The organism is Pseudomonas kribbensis (genome assembly GCF_003352185.1).
Lineage (GTDB): Bacteria > Pseudomonadota > Gammaproteobacteria > Pseudomonadales > Pseudomonadaceae > Aquipseudomonas > Aquipseudomonas kribbensis.
In genome coordinates this window covers 1,932,301-1,948,934 of the sequence record NZ_CP029608.1, presented here as the reverse complement: position 1 = coordinate 1,948,934, position 16,634 = coordinate 1,932,301, and the positions used below count along the sequence as shown (strand labels likewise).

Below are 16,634 nucleotides of genomic sequence, written 5' to 3'. Positions count from 1 at the left end.
GCTTATTCAGGCAGTTCGACCAACCCGTCGGCGTCGGTCATTGCGCGCTCCAGCAGATCTGCCGGCAGGCTCTTGCTCGCTCGTGCGCCGAGCAATTTCAGCTGCTCGCTGCGGCTGACCAGGTTGCCGCGCCCTTCTGTCAGTTTGTTACGCGCTGCACTGTAGGCTTTGTCCAGTTGCTGCAGACGATTGCCGACTTCGTCCAGATCCTGAATGAACAGCACGAACTTGTCGTACAGCCATCCGGCACGCTCGGCGATTTCCCGGGCGTTCTGGCTCTGGCGCTCCTGTTTCCACAGACTGTCGATGACCCGCAGGGTGGCGAGCAGCGTGGTCGGGCTGACGATCACGATATTGCGGTCGAAGGCTTCCTGGAACAGCGTCGGCTCGGCTTGCAGCGCCGCGGAAAACGCCGCTTCGATGGGCACGAACAGCAAGACGAAATCAAGGCTGTGCAGGCCTTCCAGACGTTTGTAGTCCTTGCCGGCCAGTCCTTTGACGTGGCTGCGCAGCGACAGCACATGCTGCTTCATGGCGATCTGGCCAATCGCATCGTCGTCGGCCGCCACATATTGTTGGTACGCCGTGAGGCTGACCTTGGAGTCGACCACCACCTGCTTGTCGCCCGGCAGGTAAATGATCACGTCCGGCTGGAAACGCTCGCCGTCCGGCCCCTTGAGGTTGACCTGGGTCTGGTACTCGCGGCCCTTCTCCAGCCCGGCATGTTCCAGCACCCGCTCGAGGATCAGTTCGCCCCAGTTACCCTGAGTTTTCTGGCCTTTCAGGGCACGGGTCAGGTTGGTGGCTTCATCGCTCAAGCGCAGGTTGAGTTGCTGCAGGCGCTCCAGTTCCTTGGCCAGGGAAAAGCGCTCGCGGGCTTCGGCCTGATAGCTTTCCTCGACGCGCTTCTCGAAGGACTGGATGCGTTCTTTCAGGGGATCAAGCAATTGGCCGAGGCGCTGCTGGCTGGTTTCGGCGAAACGCTGTTCACGCTCGTCGAAGATCTTGCCCGCCAGTTCGGCGAATTGGGCACGCAGCTCGTCGCGGGAGCCTTGCAGGTCATCGAGACGTTGTTGATGGCTTTCCTGCTGCTCGCGCAATTCGGCATTCAGGGAAGCGGCCTGAGCATCCAGGCGCCGCAGTTCGGCTTCCTTGCTGGCGCGCTCTAGGTTCCAGGCATGGGCGGCGTCACGGGCGTCGTCACGCTCGATCTGCAACAGTTCGACCTCACGACGCACGGCCGCGAGATCGGCTTGTTTGGCGGCATTGGCCTGGCCGAGATCGGCGATTTCGTCGCGACAGGCTTCGAGCTGGGCGTTGAGGCCGTCCTGGGCCAGTTGCGCCGTGGCCAGACGCTCTTCGAGCAACGCAACTTCGGACTCGCCATGACTGGCCCGGCGCTGCAGTTGCCAGGCCAGCGCCAGCAGCGGTAACGCCGCGCCTGCCAAGCCGAGCAAGATGCTGGTCAAGTCCATCGCCATAGTGATTCCCGCCGATCCGATAAAGCCTGAAGGTTAACCAAGGCGTCAGGTCTTGGACAGCTCAGTCTTCGATCAGGCCGAGTTCCTGTTGCGCACGCCGATCACCCGCACGGGCGGCCTGACGCAGCAGGTCCTGGCCGATACGACGATCCCGTGCGTTGCCGCACTCACGGCACATCAACTGACCGAGGCGGCTTTGCGCCACGACCACGCCTTCCCGGGCGGGTTGCTTGAGCAGGCGGCCGGCGAGGTGTTTGGCGTTCTGGCTGTCGCCCAGGCGCGGGCTGTCGAGCAGCCATTCGGCCACGCGCACGGAAAATCGCTTGGGAGCGGTAACACGAGGGGGTTGGGAAGTAACAGAATCTGGAGATGAACGAAACTTCATAAAGCACTGTGGGACAGATCGGAGGGCGCGCCACTCTACTCTTTTTTTCGCACAGGTAAAGTCGAAAAAACCCGGCACGCCCGTGCTAGAGCAAGCGCTCGGGACAATCCACAGAAGCTGTGGATAACTCAGTGGACAACCGCCCTCCACACGCCGCAAAGCCTTATGGAATGGGGCCCGCAGTCAAACTGACGATTTTTTCACCAGTAAAAAAAAGCGATGTTTTTCATTGACTTAAACTTTCGTTACAGGCAGCCACCGGGGTCAGGTTCGATGTGACAGCGTCGTTACCGTCCGCGCAACTAATGTGCACAAGTACCTGTTACGCGGTTATATCGGTGCGCTTTTTCGGGTCGTTTTGCCAGCCGGGCTGGGGATAAGCCCCTGCGCTGTGCTTGTTCGGCTTGCCCACCGCGACGACCGACGGTCGGAATGTGAGCCAAATCGGGGCGGGGCCGGGGCTCAAGGAACAGTCCGTCTGTTCTTTTTAAAAATCAGGTTTGCCTTCCTCGACGTGTTCCGTTAGTATCCGCGGCGTTAGTACCAAGCTGAAAGTCAATTCCGGTCGAACAACCCCCTCGGTCAGCCTTCTCTCGGAGAAGCCTCTACCGACAAAGCGGGACCGACCCCTCGATGGTTTCCAGGTAAATCTTGCGACGACACAGCCTTTGAATCGAATCAAAGGATGTTGCAAAGAGCCCTTACTCTGACCGAACCAACCTGCAAATTGATCAGGATCTTCACCCCGGGCCCAGAACCTCTGCCCTCGATGTGTTGCCTGTCCTCCTAAGTACCTACCTGCCAGCCCAAGCGCGCCAACTTATCAGCGCTTCAAACTGGCTGCTTTGTTCCAGTCGGGTTCTTCGTTCGACCAATGGTGGTCTGCGTTACTGGAACGTTTTAACGTTGCACGGTTCTTATCCGTGTCATTTGTAGGAACACCTAATAACTATGTCTACTCAAATCCAGACTCAGGATGCCATTCGCACCCTAACCAACGCTTTTGCTCCAATGAACTGCCTGATCATGGCCGCTCGCAAAGGCTGCTTCAGCTTCACCGTGGTCAATGAGCACGGGATCGCCCGCCACAGCGAGCGTCTGTACCCTGATCAATACTCCAGCGCCGAACCGCTGCAGGCCGTGATTGATCGCACCCGTCAGGCATTGATCGCCTGAGAGGCCAAAATGGCTGCAAAAGCAAAAGCCCCGCCTGAAACGCGGGGCTTTTTATTGCCCGATGTTTCTCTTTTTACCCTTCCCGGTTAAGCACCAACCGGTATAACGGTTATAACTGCCCGCCGGAAATATTTTAAAAACAGGCCTTTACGTCGCGAATATGACACTACACTTCAACTCAAGCGGCGTGATCCGCTTCCGGCGAGCCTGATTCGATCCACAGCTGCCAAGCTCCCCTTCAGGTCTCGCCGCCCAATAACAAGATCCGAGGGTTTTATGGGTATCGCTGCCAGCGAACTGTGCCGCTATGTGATCCGTCCCACGCTGATTTATCTGGGACGTCACTGCGCCACCGCCGAATCCCTGCTGCTGGGCATCGCCGCCAGCCAGTCCGCCCTGGGTTCAGCCCTGCATGACCGCCGCGGCCACGGCCTGTACCGGATTGCCGAGCATCGCCACCAGGCGCTGTGGGACCACTACCTGGCGCTCGATCCGGAGCGCGCCAGCCTGGTTCGCGGCCTCGCCAGCCAGCATGCCTTTCTCAGCAGTCCCCACCTTGAACTGACCGTCAATCTGCGTTACGCCACCGCCATCGCGTGGCTGCTGGTGGAAGAACAGACCCCCACCCTCCCCGACCCGGGCGACCTGCTCGCAATGGCCCGTATCTGGCGTCAGACCTTTCAACCCCAGGGTCGCCTGCGCGACTTCACCTGTGCATGGCAGACCTGTGTTTCACCGCTGAATCAGGTCGCGTGCTGACTCACCGGTTTCGCAAGATCGGCCAACGGGTCGCGAATCTGGTCGGATTGTCCTACAAAACCGCTCTAACTCAAGCCATACGGACTATAGCGCTGGGACGAAAATGTTGGTAATTTTCGCCCCGGTGATCACCAGGAGTTCTAATAATGAAAAAAGTAATGCTCAAAACCACCATCAGCCTCGCCGTTTCCCTGGCATCCACGCAGATTTTCGCCGCTGGCTTTGCCATCAACGAACACAGCATCAGCGGGATGGGGACTGGGTACGCCGGGCGATCTTCTTCTGCCGACGACGCAAGCACTGTTTACGGCAACCCTGCCGGCATGTCGCGCCTCACTCGCGAACAAGTCACCGGTGGCGTTGCATTCCTCGATGCCAAGACCGATATCAGCGACGCCAGCTCCAGCCCCAACGGCGGCAGCAACAAAGGCGACATGGTGCCCTTCACCTCAGTTCCTATGGGTTTCTACGTCAAGCCGATCGATGAGCATTGGGCATTCGGCCTGGGTGTATACGTACCCTTCGGCCTGATTACCGACTATGAAAAAGGCTTTGCCGGCCGCTACTTCGGCAGCAAGTCCGAAGTACAAGTCATCACCTTCCAGCCAACCGTCAGCTACAAGTTCAACGACGTTGTGTCGATCGGTTTCGGTCCGACCATCAACCGCATCGACGGCACCCTGGAATCCAACCTGTCGATCACCCAGGCCCTGCCGGACGGCAAGGTCAAGATCAAGGGTGACGACACCGCACTGGGCTACAACATCGGTGTTCTGGTACAAGCGACCGATACCACTCGCCTGGGCCTGACTTACCACTCGAAAGTCGACTACAAGCTCGAAGGCAACACCAAGGTCAACTACGGTGCACTGGCCGCAGTCGGCCTGGGCGCCAGCCAGAAGTACGACGCTTCGCTGAAGATCACTACCCCTGAGTCCGTGGACTTCTCGGTCACCCAGGCGATCAACGACCGCTGGAACGTCTACGCCGGTACCACCTGGACCCGCTGGAGCCAGCTGGAAAAGATCACCGTCAAGAACTCCGGTGTACAGCCTCTGCTGGCCGGTCAGTTCGGTGAAATCACCGAAGAGCAGAACTGGCATGACAGCTGGGCTTACGCCGTCGGTACTTCCTACCAGTTGAACAAGGAATGGGTACTGCGTACCGGTCTGACCTTCGACCAGTCGCCGACCAACAACGTCGACCGTTCGCCGCGCATCCCGACCGGTGACCGGACCATCTTCAGCATCGGTGCCGGCTGGAGCCCGACTGACGACCTGACCATCGATGTCGCCTACTCGTACCTGAAGGAAGAAGCCGTCAAGATCCGCAACGAAAACGATCGTGGCCAGACCTACGATGCCAAGTATGAAAACTCGGCAAACGGTTTCGGTGTCGGTGCGACCTACCGCTTCTGATGCTGCACGGCGAGGCTGAGCTCTTTACCATTTGAGGCCTCGCCCACTAAAAAGCCCCGCTCTCTTTGCAGAGGCGGGGCTTTTTAGTGGGCGTCGATCAGGGTTTCAGCGGTTTCGACGCAATGGCTTTCTCGATGGCCGCGAGAAATTCCGGATCATCCGGTTTGGTCAGACTGGAGAAATTGGCGATCACCTTGCCCTGACGATCGACCACGTATTTATAGAAATTCCACTTCGGCGCACTGCTTTGCGCGGCCAGCACCTGGAACAGATGGGTTGCACCGTCACCACGGACTTTCTGCGGCTCGGTCATGGTGAACGTCACGCCGTAGTTGGCGTAGCAGACCTTGGCGGTCTCGGCGCTGTCCTTGGACTCTTGCTTGAAGTCATTGGAGGGTACGCCGAGCATTTCCAGCCCTTGCGCCTTGTAGCGCTGATTGAGCGCTTCGAGACCTTCGAACTGCGGGGCGAAACCACAGAAGCTGGCGGTGTTGATCACCACCAGCGGCTTGTCGGCGTAGCGCTGGCACAGGTCGATGGATTCCTTGGCCCGCAATTTGGGCAGCGAACCTTGCAGCAATTCCGGACAGTCGGCGGCCCGGGCCAGTCCGGTCAACGCCATCAGCAACACGGGAACAGCACACCAGCGCTTGAGCATGTCGGGCATCCTTGAGCAGTCGTCAGAATCCGACGTTACTCGCCCTCAGAGCCTACAGGCAAGCGCCCATGCCCAACTGCATCAGCGCCAGGCCGCCCTGATGCCAGCCCCACCACACCAGCGCCAGCAAGACAGCGCCGAATGCGGTGATGGCGATTCGTGGCCAGATCCGCATCATGCCGCGCTCGTACGGGCCTGCAGACGCTCGACCGGACGCTCGCGCACCGGCCAGTTCAGCGCGGCCGCCAACAGGCTCAAGAGAATCGCCACTTGCCAGATCAAGTCATAACTCCCGGTACGGTCATACACCACCCCGCCCAGCCAGCCGCCGAGGAACGAGCCGAGCTGATGGAACAGGAATACGATCCCGCCGAGCATGGACAGGTTTCGCACGCCAAACAAGGTCGCCACCGTACCGTTGGTCAACGGCACGGTCGACAGCCACAGGAACCCCATCGCCATACCGAACAGATACGCCGTAGTCGTCGTCACCGGCAGCCACAGGAACAGCACGATCACCACCGCCCGCAGCAGGTACAGCCCGGTCAGCAAGCGCGGCTTGGACATGCGCCCGCCGAGCCAGCCAGCGGTGTAGGTGCCGAAGATGTTGAACAGCCCGATCAACGCCAGCACCGTGGTGCCGACGGTGGCCGGCAAATGCTGGTCCACCAGATACGCCGGCAGGTGCACACCGATGAACACCACCTGGAAACCGCAGACGAAGAAGCCGAACGCCAGCAGCCAGAACCCGGAATGCGAGCAAGCTTCACGCAGGGCTTCAGACAGGGTTTGTTCATGCCCGAGCACTGGCAGCGGCTTGTCCTTGAGCATACTCACCAGCGGCACGATCAGCGCCACCAGCAGCCCCAGCACCAGCAATGCCGCCGACCAGCCCAGCCAGCCGATCAGCCCGAGGGTGCCCGGCAACATCGCGAACTGACCAAAGGACCCGGCGGCGCTGGCGATCCCCATGCCCATACTGCGTTTTTCCGGCGGAACGGCACGCCCGACCACACCGAGAATCACCGAGAAAGAAGTGCCGGAGAGCCCGATACCGATCAGCAAACCGGCACTCAGGGACAGGCCCAAAGCGGTCTCCGACAGCCCCATGAACACCAGGCCCAAGGCGTAGAGCACGCCGCCGATCAGCACCACTTTTGCCGCGCCGAAGCGGTCAGCCAGCGCGCCAGTGAAGGGTTGTGCCAGGCCCCAGATCAGGTTCTGCAAGGCGATGGCGAAAGCGAATACCTCACGGCCCCAGCCAAACTGGGCACTCATCGGCGACAGGAACAGCCCGAAACCATGCCGCACACCCAATGACAACGCCAGAATCAGCGCACTCCCCAGCAACACCCAACCGCACGTACGCCACATCGAACTCATTGTTATTCTCCAGTCGCGGGTATATACCCGCTTAGATTCGGAAAAAACCGGCCCTCAGGCCAGTTCATCCAACAGCCGCAGCAAGGTTTCACGCTTCTCGGCACCCAGTCGGTCGATCAACCGCTGTTGCGCCGCTTCCCAGGCCGGCAGGGCCGCTGCCAGGCGTTGTGCGCCGGTTTCAGTCAGCCGGACGATGCGGTTGCGCATGTCTTCGCCCTCGGCCAGCGCCACCAGCCCTTCGCCTTCCAGCACCCGTAGATTGCGCCCGAGGGTGCTGCGATCCAGGCCCATGGCCTCGGCCAGTTCGGAAATGCTCGGTTGATCCAGGCGCTGCAGGTTGCACAGCAGAGAATACTGGGCAACGTTGATCCCGAAGCCGTCGAGAGCGCCGTCGTAATGCCTGCTGACGCCACGGGCGGCGCGACGCAGGTTGGTGCACAAACACTGAGAAGGAAGCATGATGCGTGTATATACCCGCGACTGTGTTAAATCAAGTTACAGATCAAAGTTATTTATCAAAACAAGGCCAGCCCGACCAGCACTGACATCTCCAGCAATTCCAGCAAGGCACCGGCCGTATCGCCGGTGGTTCCGCCCAGTCGCCGCACCATCAAATGCCGCAGCCAGATGAATACGACGACCGCCAGCAGCAACGCCACGACAGCGTTGAACCCGGCGATCAGCACGCACACCACTGAACTCACCGCCAGCACCTGCCAACCCGTTTTGCGCGGCAGATGATCGGCCAGCGCCTGTCCCAACCCGCCGGCCCGCACATAGGTCGTGGTGAGGAACAATCCGAGCAGCGCTGCTCGCCCGATCAGCGGGACGATGATCAACGCCATACCTTGTTGTTTTTCGATCAACGCCAGCAACGCGGCGTATTTGAGCAGCAACACCAGCACCAGCGTCACCACCGCGATCGGCCCGCTGCGCGGATCTTTCATGATCGTTAGTGTGCGCTCGCGATCACCGAAACCGCCGAGCCATGCATCAGCGCTGTCCGCCAGGCCGTCGAGGTGCAGCGCGCCGCTGAGCAACACCCACACCGTCAGCAGCAACGCGGCATGCAACAGCAATGGTGCGCCGGCCAGAGCAATGTTCAGCGCCCAGAGAATCACGCCGAACAGCAACCCCACCAGCGGATAAAAAAGCAACGAGCGCCCGAGTTCTTCAGGCGCCGGCATGCCCGGCAGACGAATCGGCAGGCTGCTGAGAAATTGCAGGGCGATCCACAGGGGCAGCATGTCAGCACACTTCCTTGAGCGAACCATCGGCCTCGACGATCAGCGAAAACAGCGCGCCGTGAGCGACTTCGACATTGAGCAGTTGTTCACGGGGCAAACCACGGGCACGGGCCAGCAACAGACGCATGACGCCACCATGACTGACCAGCAACACCCGCTCCCCCGCATGTGCCGCGTGCAAACGCATGACCGCCGCCAGCACCCGCGCTGAAAACTCGGTCACCGGCTCACCCTGCGGCGGAGTAAACGCATAGGGATCAGCCCAGAACAGCCCAAGCGCTTCGGCATCGGTTTCCATCAACGCCGCTGCGCTCTGCCCTTCCCAGGCACCGAAATGCAACTCTTGGAGATCCTTGTCCAGAGACACCGACAGATCCCGTTGCGCGCCCAACTCTTCAGCGAACCGCGCGCAACGCTGCAACGGCGAACTGACCAGCCGATCCCACGGCCCCTGCCCGTTCACGGCCTCGCGCATCTGCGCCCAGCCCTTTTCGGTCAGTGCATCGTCGAGACTGCCGCGCAGGCCGCCGCCCAGTTCGGTTTCACCGTGGCGCAGCAGGTCCAGACGCAAGGTCATGCCGGGCGATCCGCCACCGCCGCTTCGGCGAAGGTCGCCATCTGCCCGTGCAGATCACAGGCCAGGCGCAACAACGGCACCGCCAGCGCCGCGCCGCTGCCCTCGCCCAGACGCAGGCCCAATTCCAGCAGCGGTTCGGCGCCGAGGGTTTCCAGCACATGGCGATGACCTGGCTCGGCACCGCGATGGCCGAACAGCAGCCATTCACGGCAGGCAGGATTCAAGCGCACGGCCACCAGCGCGGCAACCGTGCAGATGAAACCGTCCACCAACACCGCCACACCCTCCTGAGCACAGGCCAGATACGCGCCGACCAAAGCCGCAATCTCGAAACCGCCGAGATTGAACAGGGTCTGCAACACATCCCCACGCTGCGCCGCGTGCAGCGCCAGCGCCCGCTCGATCACCTGCGCCTTGTGGCTGACGCCTTCGGCATTCAACCCGGTGCCGGGGCCGGTCAAGTGTGCCACCGGGCAATCCAGCAAGGCACAGGCCAGCGCACTGGCAGCCGTGGTGTTGCCGATGCCCATTTCGCCGCCGATGAACAATTGCGCGCCCGCCGCCTTCGCGCGCAGCACGCTGTCGCGACCGCCCTGCAAGGCCAGCTCGCCCTGAGCCTGAGTCATCGCCGCGCCCTTGGCGAAATTCGCCGTGCCCGGGCCGAGGTTCAGATGACGCACGCCTGGCAGGTTCAGCGACGGGGTCACGGTGCCCAGATCCACCACTTCCAGTTGCGCACCCAGTTGTCGCGCCAGCACGCTGATCGCCGCACCGCCGCTGACGAAGTTCAGCAGCATTTGCCCGGTGACTTCCTGCGGGAACGCGGAAACGCCTTCTGCGACAACACCGTGGTCGCCGGCAAAAATCGCGATCCAGACCTGATCGAGTGTCGGCTTGATCCGGCCCTGCAATCCGGCCAGTTGCACCGCCACCGATTCGAGCTGCCCGAGGGAGCCGGCAGGTTTGGTCAATTGCTGCTGACGCGCCGCCGCGTTTTCAACGGCGTCCGTATCCACCGGTTTGCACGGGTTCAGCCACCAGGCTTGGGTCATAACGCAGGTCCTTTCAGAGTCAGGGGCAGGCCGGCAACCGTCAGGACGACTCGCTGACAACGCTCGGCCAGAGCTTGATGCAGCCAACCGGCTTCATCGACGTAGCGGCGAGTCAATTCGCCCAGCGGCACGACACCCATTCCGGTCTCGTTGCTGACAAAAATGGTTTCACCCGGCAGCGACGCCAGGCATTCGAGCAGGGCTTCGCGTTCGGCGGCGAGACGTTCGGCGTCTTCGAGCATCAGCAGATTGGTCAGCCACAACGTCAGGCAATCCACCAGCAGGCAACGCTCGGTGCTGGCGGTTTCGCGCAGCACACGGGCCAGTTCCAGTGGCTCTTCGATCAATGCCCATTCGGCAGGACGTCGCGCCCGGTGATGGGCGACGCGCTCATTCATCTCGCCATCCAGCGGCTGGCTGGTGGCGATGTACGTCACGGCCAGCGCGCTGTCGGTGGCGAGTTTTTCGGCCAGGCGACTTTTGCCGGAGCGGGCGCCGCCGAGGATCAACTGGAGCATGGGGACACTCCACAGAGTTCACGTAACAGCCCGGTATCCAGGTGCTTCTCCACCAGATCCGCCAGTCGCTCGATATCGCGCTCGCGCAGGCCGTGGTAATCCACCTCCTGCACATCGCTCAAACCGGCCCAGCGCAACAGCGCGGTACTGGCTGCGGGAGATTCGAACAGGCCGTGCAGGTAAGTGCCGAAAACCTGTCCATCGAGACTTTGCGCACCGTCACAGCGGCCGTCGTCCAGATGCACAGCGGAGTTTTCCAGCGCAGATCCGGTCGTCACACCCGCATGAATTTCATAACCGCTGACCTCGGCATCTTCCAGCGCCAGACGCCCGCGCACATTGCGCAGTTGCTTCTCGGCTTCGAGCTGGGTTTCAAATGCCAGCAGGCCCAGACCGGCGCTGGAGCCCGGCGCGCCTTCCAGACCGAGCGGATCATGCACCTGCTCGCCAAGCATTTGCAGACCGCCGCAGATTCCCAGCAGCTTGCCGCCATAACGCAGGTGACGATTGATGGCGGTTTCCCAGCCATTGGCGCGCAGATAAGCCAGATCGCTACGAACGCTTTTCGAGCCCGGCAGGATGATCAGGTCGGCTGGAGGAATCACCTGCCCCGGGCCGATGAATTGCAGGTCAACCTGCGGATGCAAACGCAGCGGATCGAAATCGGTGTGATTGCTGATGCGCGGCAGTACCGGCACCACCACTTTCAGGACTTGCTCGGCCTTGTCGGTCTGACGCTGGTCGATGCCGTCCTCGGCCTCCAGATGCAGATCCATCACGTACGGCAACACGCCCACCACCGGTTTGCCGGTGCGCTGTTCCAGCCAGTCGAGGCCCGGTTGCAGCAAGGCGATATCGCCACGAAAACGGTTGATGATGAAGCCCTTCACCCGGGCCTGCTCGCTCGGTGACAGCAGTTCCAGCGTGCCCACCAGATGGGCAAAAACGCCGCCTCGATTGATGTCCGCGATCAACAGCACCGGGCAATCCACCGCTTCGGCGAAACCCATGTTGGCGATGTCACCAGCGCGCAGATTGATCTCCGCCGGCGAGCCCGCGCCCTCGACCATCACCAGCGGATACGCGGCGCTCAAGCGTTCGTGGGAGGCGAGCACCGCCTGCATGGCGATGGCTTTGTAGTCGTGATAGGCAACGGCGTTCATGCTGGTGACCGCGCGACCGTGGATGATGACCTGGGCGCCGGTGTCGCTGTTGGGCTTGAGCAGCACCGGGTTCATGTCGGTATGCGGTTCAAGATGCGAGGCCTGCGCCTGCACCGCCTGGGCCCGACCGATTTCGCCGCCGTCGGCAGTCACCGCGCTGTTGAGCGCCATGTTCTGCGGTTTGAATGGCACCACGGCAACACCCTGACGGGTAGCCCAGCGGCACAGCGCCGTCACCAGCGTACTTTTGCCGGCATCGGAGGTGGTGCCTTGCACCATTAACGTAGTCATGCGGGTTTCTTGTCCATAGAGCAGTCCACGGCGAACGCTTGCAGGGCCTGCTCAAGTCGCGCCTCATCGGCGGCATCGGCCGGCAGACCGAAACGCAGGCTGCTGTTGTGCGTGAAGAGACGCAGGAGAATGCCGCGACGGGCCATGAATTCGTGAAGTGCGTGAGCATGCTCGGTGATCAGCCACTGGAACAGCGCACAGCCGCCCTGAGGCTTGAAGCCGTAGCGTTCGAGCAGCGCAGCGAGACGCTCGCTGGCTTCATCGCTGCGAATTCGTTGACGAGTGTGGCCTTCGGTGTCTTGCAGGCAGGCCTGCCCCAGCACGCGGGTCGGCCCGCTGACAGCCCAGGGCCCCACCTGCTCGGCCAGTAAACGGAGCAACTTGCGCTCGGCCAGCACGAACCCGAGCCGCACACCGGCCAGCCCGAAAAACTTGCCGAACGAGCGCAACACGATCAGTCCGACCTGATGGGTATGCGGCGCCAGGCTCAATTGCGGGGTGTTGTCCATGAACGCCTCATCGACCACCAGCCAGCCGCCGCGCTGGGCCAATCGTGCGTGCCAGTCGAGCAATTTCGCCGGAGTAAGGCTCAGGCCAGTGGGATTGTTCGGGTTGACCACCACCAGCACGTCGAGGCTGTCGAGGAAGAAGTCGACTTCCTGCTCCAGCACTTCGCGGACGATGTAACCACTGCGCCGCCAGGCCTCGGCATGCTCGGCATAACACGGCGACAGCACACCGACCTTGCCGGCCCGACGCAATCGCGGCAGCAACTGGATGGCCATCTGCGAACCGGCCACCGGCAGCACTTGCGCGGCACCGTAGTAGTCGCACGCCGCCTGCTCCAGACCGTCATCGGTTTCCGGCAACCGCGCCCACGCCCGCAGCGGGATTTCCGGGACCGGAAACGGCCACGGCGCCAACCCCGTGGACAGGTCGAGCCAGTCTTCTTCGGCGATGCCGTATTCCAGCGCCGCCCTGCGCAGCCGGCCACCGTGCTCAAGCATAGAATTCAGCCCCCACGCAGAGAATCAGCAGCCATAACCATACCCCGCGCTGGACCAATTGCCAGCCGCGATCAATGGAATCGGCATCCGCCGGCGCACCTTCGCCCAGTTGCGGACGCTCGTGCAGCTCGCCGTGATAGATCGCCGGCCCGCCCAGTTCGACGCCCAAGGCACCTGCGCCGGCAGCCATCACCGGGCCTGCGTTCGGGCTGTCCCATTTCGGCGCCTGGGTGCGCCAGCATTTCAGCGCGAGCCGGGTCTTGCCCAGCAGCGCGTAGGTCAACGCCACCAGACGCGCAGGAATGTAGTTGAGGACATCGTCGATTTTTGCCGCCGCCCAGCCGAAACGCTCGAAGCGTTCGTTGCGATAACCCCACATCGCGTCGAGGGTATTGCTCAGGCGATAGAGCACCACGCCCGGCGCACCGGCCACGACAAACCAGAAGATCGCGGCAAACACCGCATCGCTGCCGTTCTCCAGCACCGATTCGGTGGCGGCGCGGGCGACGGCGGTGCTGTCCAGTTCACTGGTCTGGCGGCTGACCAGATAACCCACGCGTTTGCGTGCCTCCTCCAGATCATCGCTGCGTAGCGCCCTGGCCACCGGCTCGACGTGCTCGCCGAGGCTACGCATGCCGAGGGCGCAATACAGCGCGACGATCTCGACGATCCAGCCCACATACGGCGCCCAGGACAAGGCCGTGGCCAGCAGGGTCAGCGGCAGCACCGCGATCACCCACGCGGTGACACCATGGCTGCGCCAGCCGCGCCCGCCGGTGTTGAATCGTTGCTCGATGCGTCCGGCAAAATTGCCGAACGCCACCAGCGGATGCCAGCGTTTCGGTTCACCCAGCAGCGCGTCCAGCGCAACCGCGGCGACACTCAGCAACGCCACACTCATTGACTCACTCCCCAGAAATTTTCATACAGCAGCTCATTGAGCGGACGCGCCTGCGCCCACCCTTCGAGTACCAGCATCGGCGCCGGATAGAATTCCTTGACCGGCCCCAGGCAAAGAACCGCCAGCGGCTTGGCCCCGGCCGGCAGTTGCAGCAGATCGGCCAGCGCTTGCGGCTCGAACAGCGACACCCAGCCCATGCCCAGGCCTTCGGCACGCGCCGCCAGCCACAGGTTCTGGATCGCGCAGGACAGCGACGCCATGTCCATTTCCGGCAGCGTGCGGCGGCCGAAAATGTGTCGCTCGCGATCGTCCATCAAGGCTGCGACCAACACTTCCGCACAGTCGTTGATGCCTTCGACCTTGAGCTTCATGAACTCGTCGCTGCGTTCGCCGAGGGCTTCGGCGGTGCGCACGCGTTCTTCTTCCACGAGATTCTGGATCTGTCCGCGCAAGGCGCGGTCGCTGATGCGGATGAAGCGCCACGGCTGCATCAGGCCGACGCTCGGCGCCTGATGCGCGGCTTCCAGCAAACGGCGCAACAGTTCCGGCTCGACCGTGCCGCCGCTGAAGTGGCGCATGTCGCGACGCTCGGCGATGGCGCGGTAGACCGCTGCGCGTTCGGTTTCAGTGAAGGCGTTGTCGGTCATGGCACCAACAGTGCGGCAATCGCCGACGGGTTCGACGGAAAGTAAAAGTGCACGTACGAGGCAGTCATCCGCCCTTCCCGATACACCGCTTCGGCACCGCGCCCGCCATTAGGGCTGTGGCCACGGGCAATCGGCGTCAGTTCGGTGGTGGTCAGGGAATGGTGATAGGTGTGGCCGCGCAGCAAGCCTTCCGGCAATTCGACCGATTGCAAGGCCAGAGCCGCCAGGCGCTTCTGCATCACTGCATCCCCTTTGAGCAGCCCGACCAGTTCGGCACGGGTGCCTTCGACATCGGTCAGCGAGTCGAGCAGATAGAGCATGCCGCCACATTCGGCGAGCAGCGGTTTACCGGCGGCGTGATGCGCGCGGATCGCTTTGAGCATGTCGGCGTTCTGCGATAAGGCAACGTGGTGCAATTCCGGATAACCGCCGGGCAGGTACAAGCTGTCGGCTTCGGGCAATTGCGTATCGCGAATCGGCGAGAAGAAACTCAGCTCCGCACCCATCGCCCGCAACAGATCGAGACTGGCGCCATAGGTGAAAGCGAAGGCTTCGTCACGGGCGACAGCAATCCGCACGCCTTTGAGTAGCCTTTCGATCTTCACCACTTCAGGTGAAGCGAATTCCACGGCCGGTGGCAGCGCTACCTCGCAAGTGCCGGCCAGCGCTTCGGCGGCGGCGTCGAGACGTACATCGAGATCGTTCAGCTCACTGGCCTGCACCAGGCCGAGATGGCGGCTTGGCAGTTCGATCCCGGTTTCCCGGGACAACGCGCCGTACCAGCGCAAACCTTCGGTGAGACTGCCTTCAAGCAATTGCGCGTGACGCACTGTGCCAACGCGGTTGGCCAGCACGCCGGCGAACGGCAAGTTCGGCTGATAGCGCGCCAGGCCCAGGGCCAGTGCACCGAAGGTCTGGGCCATGGCGGTGCCATCGATCACGCCGAGCACCGGCACGCCGAAATGCCGCGCCAGATCGGCGCTCGACGGTGTGCCGTCGAACAAGCCCATCACGCCTTCGATCAGGATCAGATCCGCTTCGGCGGCGGCTTCCCACAACAGACGACGGCTTTCCTGCTCGCCAACCATCCACATGTCGAGTTGGTAGACCGGCGCACCGCTGGCGCGCTCGAGGATCATCGGGTCAAGAAAGTCCGGGCCGCACTTGAATACGCGAACCTTGCGGCCCTGATTGCGATGCAAGCGGGCCAGTGCGGCGGTGACGGTGGTCTTGCCCTGGCCGGAGGCCGGCGCGGCGATCAGTACCGCCGGGCAGTGACGTGGTTGATTCAAAGTTCGACGCCTTTCTGCGCTTTGATGCCGGCCTGGAAGGCGTGCTTGATCATGCCCATTTCGGTGACGGTGTCGCCCATCTCGATCATTTCCGGCTTCGCGGCGCGACCGGTGACAATCACGTGCTGCATCGGCGGACGAGCCTGCAGATCGCTGAGCACCTGATCCAGATCGAGGTAACCGTGCTTAAGGGCGATGTTCAGTTCATCGAGCACCACCAGACCGATCGACGGATCACGCAGCAGCTCACGGGAGACTTCCCATGCAGCCTCGGCGGCGGCGATATCACGCTGACGGTCCTGGGTTTCCCAGGTGAAGCCTTCGCCCATCACATGAAAACGCACCTGCTCCGGGAAGCGGCGGAAAAACAATTCTTCACCTGTGCTGTTACGGCCCTTGATGAACTGCACCACGCCGCATTGCATGCCGTGGCCCATGGCGCGGGCGAGCATGCCGAACGCCGAGCTGCTTTTGCCTTTGCCGTTGCCGGTGAGCACCAGCACCAGGCCGCATTCGTCTGGCGAATTGGCGATGCGCTCGTCGATCACGGCTTTTTTGCGCTGCATGCGCGCCAGGTGGCGCTCGTCGCGTTCGGGGGAATCAGTCATGGGGGAGCTCTCCGTTGAGGCTGGATAACGGCGGGCAGGCACAAGAATAGACGGCAACAAGCCTGGCATCG

19 protein-coding genes are annotated in these 16,634 nt (G+C 62.1%); 3 read left to right on the top strand and 16 right to left on the bottom strand.

Features of this window, described 5'->3' with window-relative positions:
- Nucleotides 1-2: 2 nt before the first annotated feature.
- Together DLD99_RS09095 and DLD99_RS09090 are read right to left on the bottom strand one after the other, a co-directional pair.
- Entirely contained in the window at nt 3-1,367 is a 1,365-nt protein-coding gene (locus tag DLD99_RS09095; protein WP_162803522.1) for a DNA recombination protein RmuC, read from the bottom strand.
- A 175-nt stretch (nt 1,368-1,542) separates the two neighbouring features.
- On the bottom strand, nt 1,543-1,866 hold the full coding sequence (locus DLD99_RS09090; RefSeq protein ID WP_114881963.1) for an SEL1-like repeat protein: 324 nt from the start codon (nt 1,864-1,866) through the stop codon (nt 1,543-1,545).
- A gap of 951 nt (nt 1,867-2,817) precedes the next feature.
- On the opposite strand from DLD99_RS09090, the gene DLD99_RS09080 reads away from it, so the two are divergent.
- The 3 genes from DLD99_RS09080 (at nt 2,818) to DLD99_RS09070 (ending at nt 5,219) form a co-directional block, all read left to right on the top strand.
- A complete protein-coding gene (locus DLD99_RS09080) occupies nt 2,818-3,042 on the top strand; it encodes a hypothetical protein (protein ID WP_007950419.1) in 225 nt (74 codons plus the stop codon).
- 276 nt (nt 3,043-3,318) lie between these two features.
- Entirely contained in the window at nt 3,319-3,801 is a 483-nt protein-coding gene (locus DLD99_RS09075) for a hypothetical protein (RefSeq protein ID WP_114881962.1), read from the top strand.
- A gap of 146 nt (nt 3,802-3,947) precedes the next feature.
- Nucleotides 3,948-5,219, top strand: a complete 1,272-nt coding sequence (locus DLD99_RS09070) for an OmpP1/FadL family transporter (protein ID WP_085710597.1) — start codon at nt 3,948-3,950, stop codon at nt 5,217-5,219.
- Between the two features lie 97 nt (nt 5,220-5,316).
- Here DLD99_RS09070 and DLD99_RS09065 read toward each other — a convergent pair whose 3' ends face one another.
- Genes DLD99_RS09065 through cobO form a run of 14 tightly spaced genes read right to left on the bottom strand, consistent with a single transcriptional unit; the run spans nt 5,317 to nt 16,563 of the window.
- Nucleotides 5,317-5,877 carry a glutathione peroxidase gene (locus DLD99_RS09065; protein WP_114881961.1) on the bottom strand — a complete coding sequence of 187 codons (561 nt, stop codon included), beginning with the start codon at nt 5,875-5,877 and terminating at the stop codon, nt 5,317-5,319.
- A 52-nt stretch (nt 5,878-5,929) separates the two neighbouring features.
- On the bottom strand, nt 5,930-6,055 hold the full coding sequence (locus DLD99_RS29495; protein ID WP_279634355.1) for a hypothetical protein: 126 nt from the start codon (nt 6,053-6,055) through the stop codon (nt 5,930-5,932).
- On the bottom strand, nt 6,052-7,260 hold the full coding sequence (locus DLD99_RS09060; RefSeq protein WP_085710595.1) for an MFS transporter: 1,209 nt from the start codon (nt 7,258-7,260) through the stop codon (nt 6,052-6,054). The genes DLD99_RS29495 and DLD99_RS09060 overlap by 4 nt, the downstream gene beginning before the upstream one ends.
- Nucleotides 7,261-7,314: 54 nt before the next feature.
- Nucleotides 7,315-7,719: a MarR family winged helix-turn-helix transcriptional regulator gene (locus DLD99_RS09055; protein ID WP_007950413.1), complete on the bottom strand. Its 405-nt coding sequence runs from the start codon at nt 7,717-7,719 to the stop codon at nt 7,315-7,317.
- Between the two features lie 56 nt (nt 7,720-7,775).
- Nucleotides 7,776-8,507 carry an adenosylcobinamide-GDP ribazoletransferase gene (locus tag DLD99_RS09050; RefSeq protein WP_114881960.1) on the bottom strand — a complete coding sequence of 244 codons (732 nt, stop codon included), beginning with the start codon at nt 8,505-8,507 and terminating at the stop codon, nt 7,776-7,778.
- Nucleotide 8,508: 1 nt separating this feature from the next.
- Nucleotides 8,509-9,084, bottom strand: a complete 576-nt coding sequence (cobC, locus tag DLD99_RS09045) for an alpha-ribazole phosphatase family protein (protein WP_114881959.1) — start codon at nt 9,082-9,084, stop codon at nt 8,509-8,511.
- Nucleotides 9,081-10,136 (bottom strand): nicotinate-nucleotide--dimethylbenzimidazole phosphoribosyltransferase, encoded by a 1,056-nt coding sequence (gene cobT, locus DLD99_RS09040; RefSeq protein WP_114881958.1) that lies wholly within the window; start codon nt 10,134-10,136, stop codon nt 9,081-9,083. Before cobT ends, cobC begins: the two co-directional genes overlap by 4 nt.
- Nucleotides 10,133-10,654, bottom strand: coding sequence for a bifunctional adenosylcobinamide kinase/adenosylcobinamide-phosphate guanylyltransferase (gene cobU, locus DLD99_RS09035; protein WP_114881957.1), 522 nt, complete (start codon nt 10,652-10,654; stop codon nt 10,133-10,135). The genes cobT and cobU overlap by 4 nt, the downstream gene beginning before the upstream one ends.
- Nucleotides 10,642-12,108, bottom strand: a complete 1,467-nt coding sequence (locus DLD99_RS09030; RefSeq protein WP_114881956.1) for a cobyric acid synthase — start codon at nt 12,106-12,108, stop codon at nt 10,642-10,644. The genes cobU and DLD99_RS09030 overlap by 13 nt, the downstream gene beginning before the upstream one ends.
- Nucleotides 12,105-13,115 (bottom strand): threonine-phosphate decarboxylase CobD, encoded by a 1,011-nt coding sequence (gene cobD / locus DLD99_RS09025; RefSeq protein WP_114881955.1) that lies wholly within the window; start codon nt 13,113-13,115, stop codon nt 12,105-12,107. The genes DLD99_RS09030 and cobD overlap by 4 nt, the downstream gene beginning before the upstream one ends.
- On the bottom strand, nt 13,108-14,016 hold the full coding sequence (gene cbiB, locus DLD99_RS09020; RefSeq protein ID WP_114881954.1) for an adenosylcobinamide-phosphate synthase CbiB: 909 nt from the start codon (nt 14,014-14,016) through the stop codon (nt 13,108-13,110). The genes cobD and cbiB overlap by 8 nt, the downstream gene beginning before the upstream one ends.
- A complete protein-coding gene (bluB, locus tag DLD99_RS09015) occupies nt 14,013-14,663 on the bottom strand; it encodes a 5,6-dimethylbenzimidazole synthase (protein ID WP_085710584.1) in 651 nt (216 codons plus the stop codon). Before bluB ends, cbiB begins: the two co-directional genes overlap by 4 nt.
- The gene (locus DLD99_RS09010) at nt 14,660-15,955 is read right to left on the bottom strand and encodes a cobyrinic acid a,c-diamide synthase CobB (RefSeq protein ID WP_114881953.1); all 1,296 of its coding nucleotides are present in this window, start codon (nt 15,953-15,955) and stop codon (nt 14,660-14,662) included. Before DLD99_RS09010 ends, bluB begins: the two co-directional genes overlap by 4 nt.
- Nucleotides 15,952-16,563: a cob(I)yrinic acid a,c-diamide adenosyltransferase gene (cobO, locus tag DLD99_RS09005; protein ID WP_007950401.1), complete on the bottom strand. Its 612-nt coding sequence runs from the start codon at nt 16,561-16,563 to the stop codon at nt 15,952-15,954. Before cobO ends, DLD99_RS09010 begins: the two co-directional genes overlap by 4 nt.
- Between the last annotated feature and the right edge of the window lie 71 nt (nt 16,564-16,634).

Excerpts from the sequence above, each read along its gene's own strand:
- cobD (WP_114881955.1), bottom strand. The coding sequence starts at position 13,115 with ATGCTTGAGCACGGTGGCCGGCTGCGCAGGGCGGCGCTGGAATACGGC.
- cobC (WP_114881959.1), bottom strand. The coding sequence starts at position 9,084 with ATGACCTTGCGTCTGGACCTGCTGCGCCACGGTGAAACCGAACTGGGC.
- DLD99_RS09090 (WP_114881963.1), bottom strand. The coding sequence starts at position 1,866 with ATGAAGTTTCGTTCATCTCCAGATTCTGTTACTTCCCAACCCCCTCGT.
- DLD99_RS09075 (WP_114881962.1), top strand. The coding sequence starts at position 3,319 with ATGGGTATCGCTGCCAGCGAACTGTGCCGCTATGTGATCCGTCCCACG.
- DLD99_RS09080 (WP_007950419.1), top strand. The coding sequence starts at position 2,818 with ATGTCTACTCAAATCCAGACTCAGGATGCCATTCGCACCCTAACCAAC.
- DLD99_RS09060 (WP_085710595.1), bottom strand. The coding sequence starts at position 7,260 with ATGAGTTCGATGTGGCGTACGTGCGGTTGGGTGTTGCTGGGGAGTGCG.
- cobU (WP_114881957.1), bottom strand. The coding sequence starts at position 10,654 with ATGCTCCAGTTGATCCTCGGCGGCGCCCGCTCCGGCAAAAGTCGCCTG.
- DLD99_RS09065 (WP_114881961.1), bottom strand. The coding sequence starts at position 5,877 with ATGCTCAAGCGCTGGTGTGCTGTTCCCGTGTTGCTGATGGCGTTGACC.
- bluB (WP_085710584.1), bottom strand. The coding sequence starts at position 14,663 with ATGACCGACAACGCCTTCACTGAAACCGAACGCGCAGCGGTCTACCGC.
- cobT (WP_114881958.1), bottom strand. The coding sequence starts at position 10,136 with ATGACCCAAGCCTGGTGGCTGAACCCGTGCAAACCGGTGGATACGGAC.
- DLD99_RS09030 (WP_114881956.1), bottom strand. The coding sequence starts at position 12,108 with ATGACTACGTTAATGGTGCAAGGCACCACCTCCGATGCCGGCAAAAGT.
- DLD99_RS09050 (WP_114881960.1), bottom strand. The coding sequence starts at position 8,507 with ATGCTGCCCCTGTGGATCGCCCTGCAATTTCTCAGCAGCCTGCCGATT.
- DLD99_RS29495 (WP_279634355.1), bottom strand. The coding sequence starts at position 6,055 with ATGATGCGGATCTGGCCACGAATCGCCATCACCGCATTCGGCGCTGTC.
- cobO (WP_007950401.1), bottom strand. The coding sequence starts at position 16,563 with ATGACTGATTCCCCCGAACGCGACGAGCGCCACCTGGCGCGCATGCAG.
- cbiB (WP_114881954.1), bottom strand. The coding sequence starts at position 14,016 with ATGAGTGTGGCGTTGCTGAGTGTCGCCGCGGTTGCGCTGGACGCGCTG.
- DLD99_RS09055 (WP_007950413.1), bottom strand. The coding sequence starts at position 7,719 with ATGCTTCCTTCTCAGTGTTTGTGCACCAACCTGCGTCGCGCCGCCCGT.
- DLD99_RS09070 (WP_085710597.1), top strand. The coding sequence starts at position 3,948 with ATGAAAAAAGTAATGCTCAAAACCACCATCAGCCTCGCCGTTTCCCTG.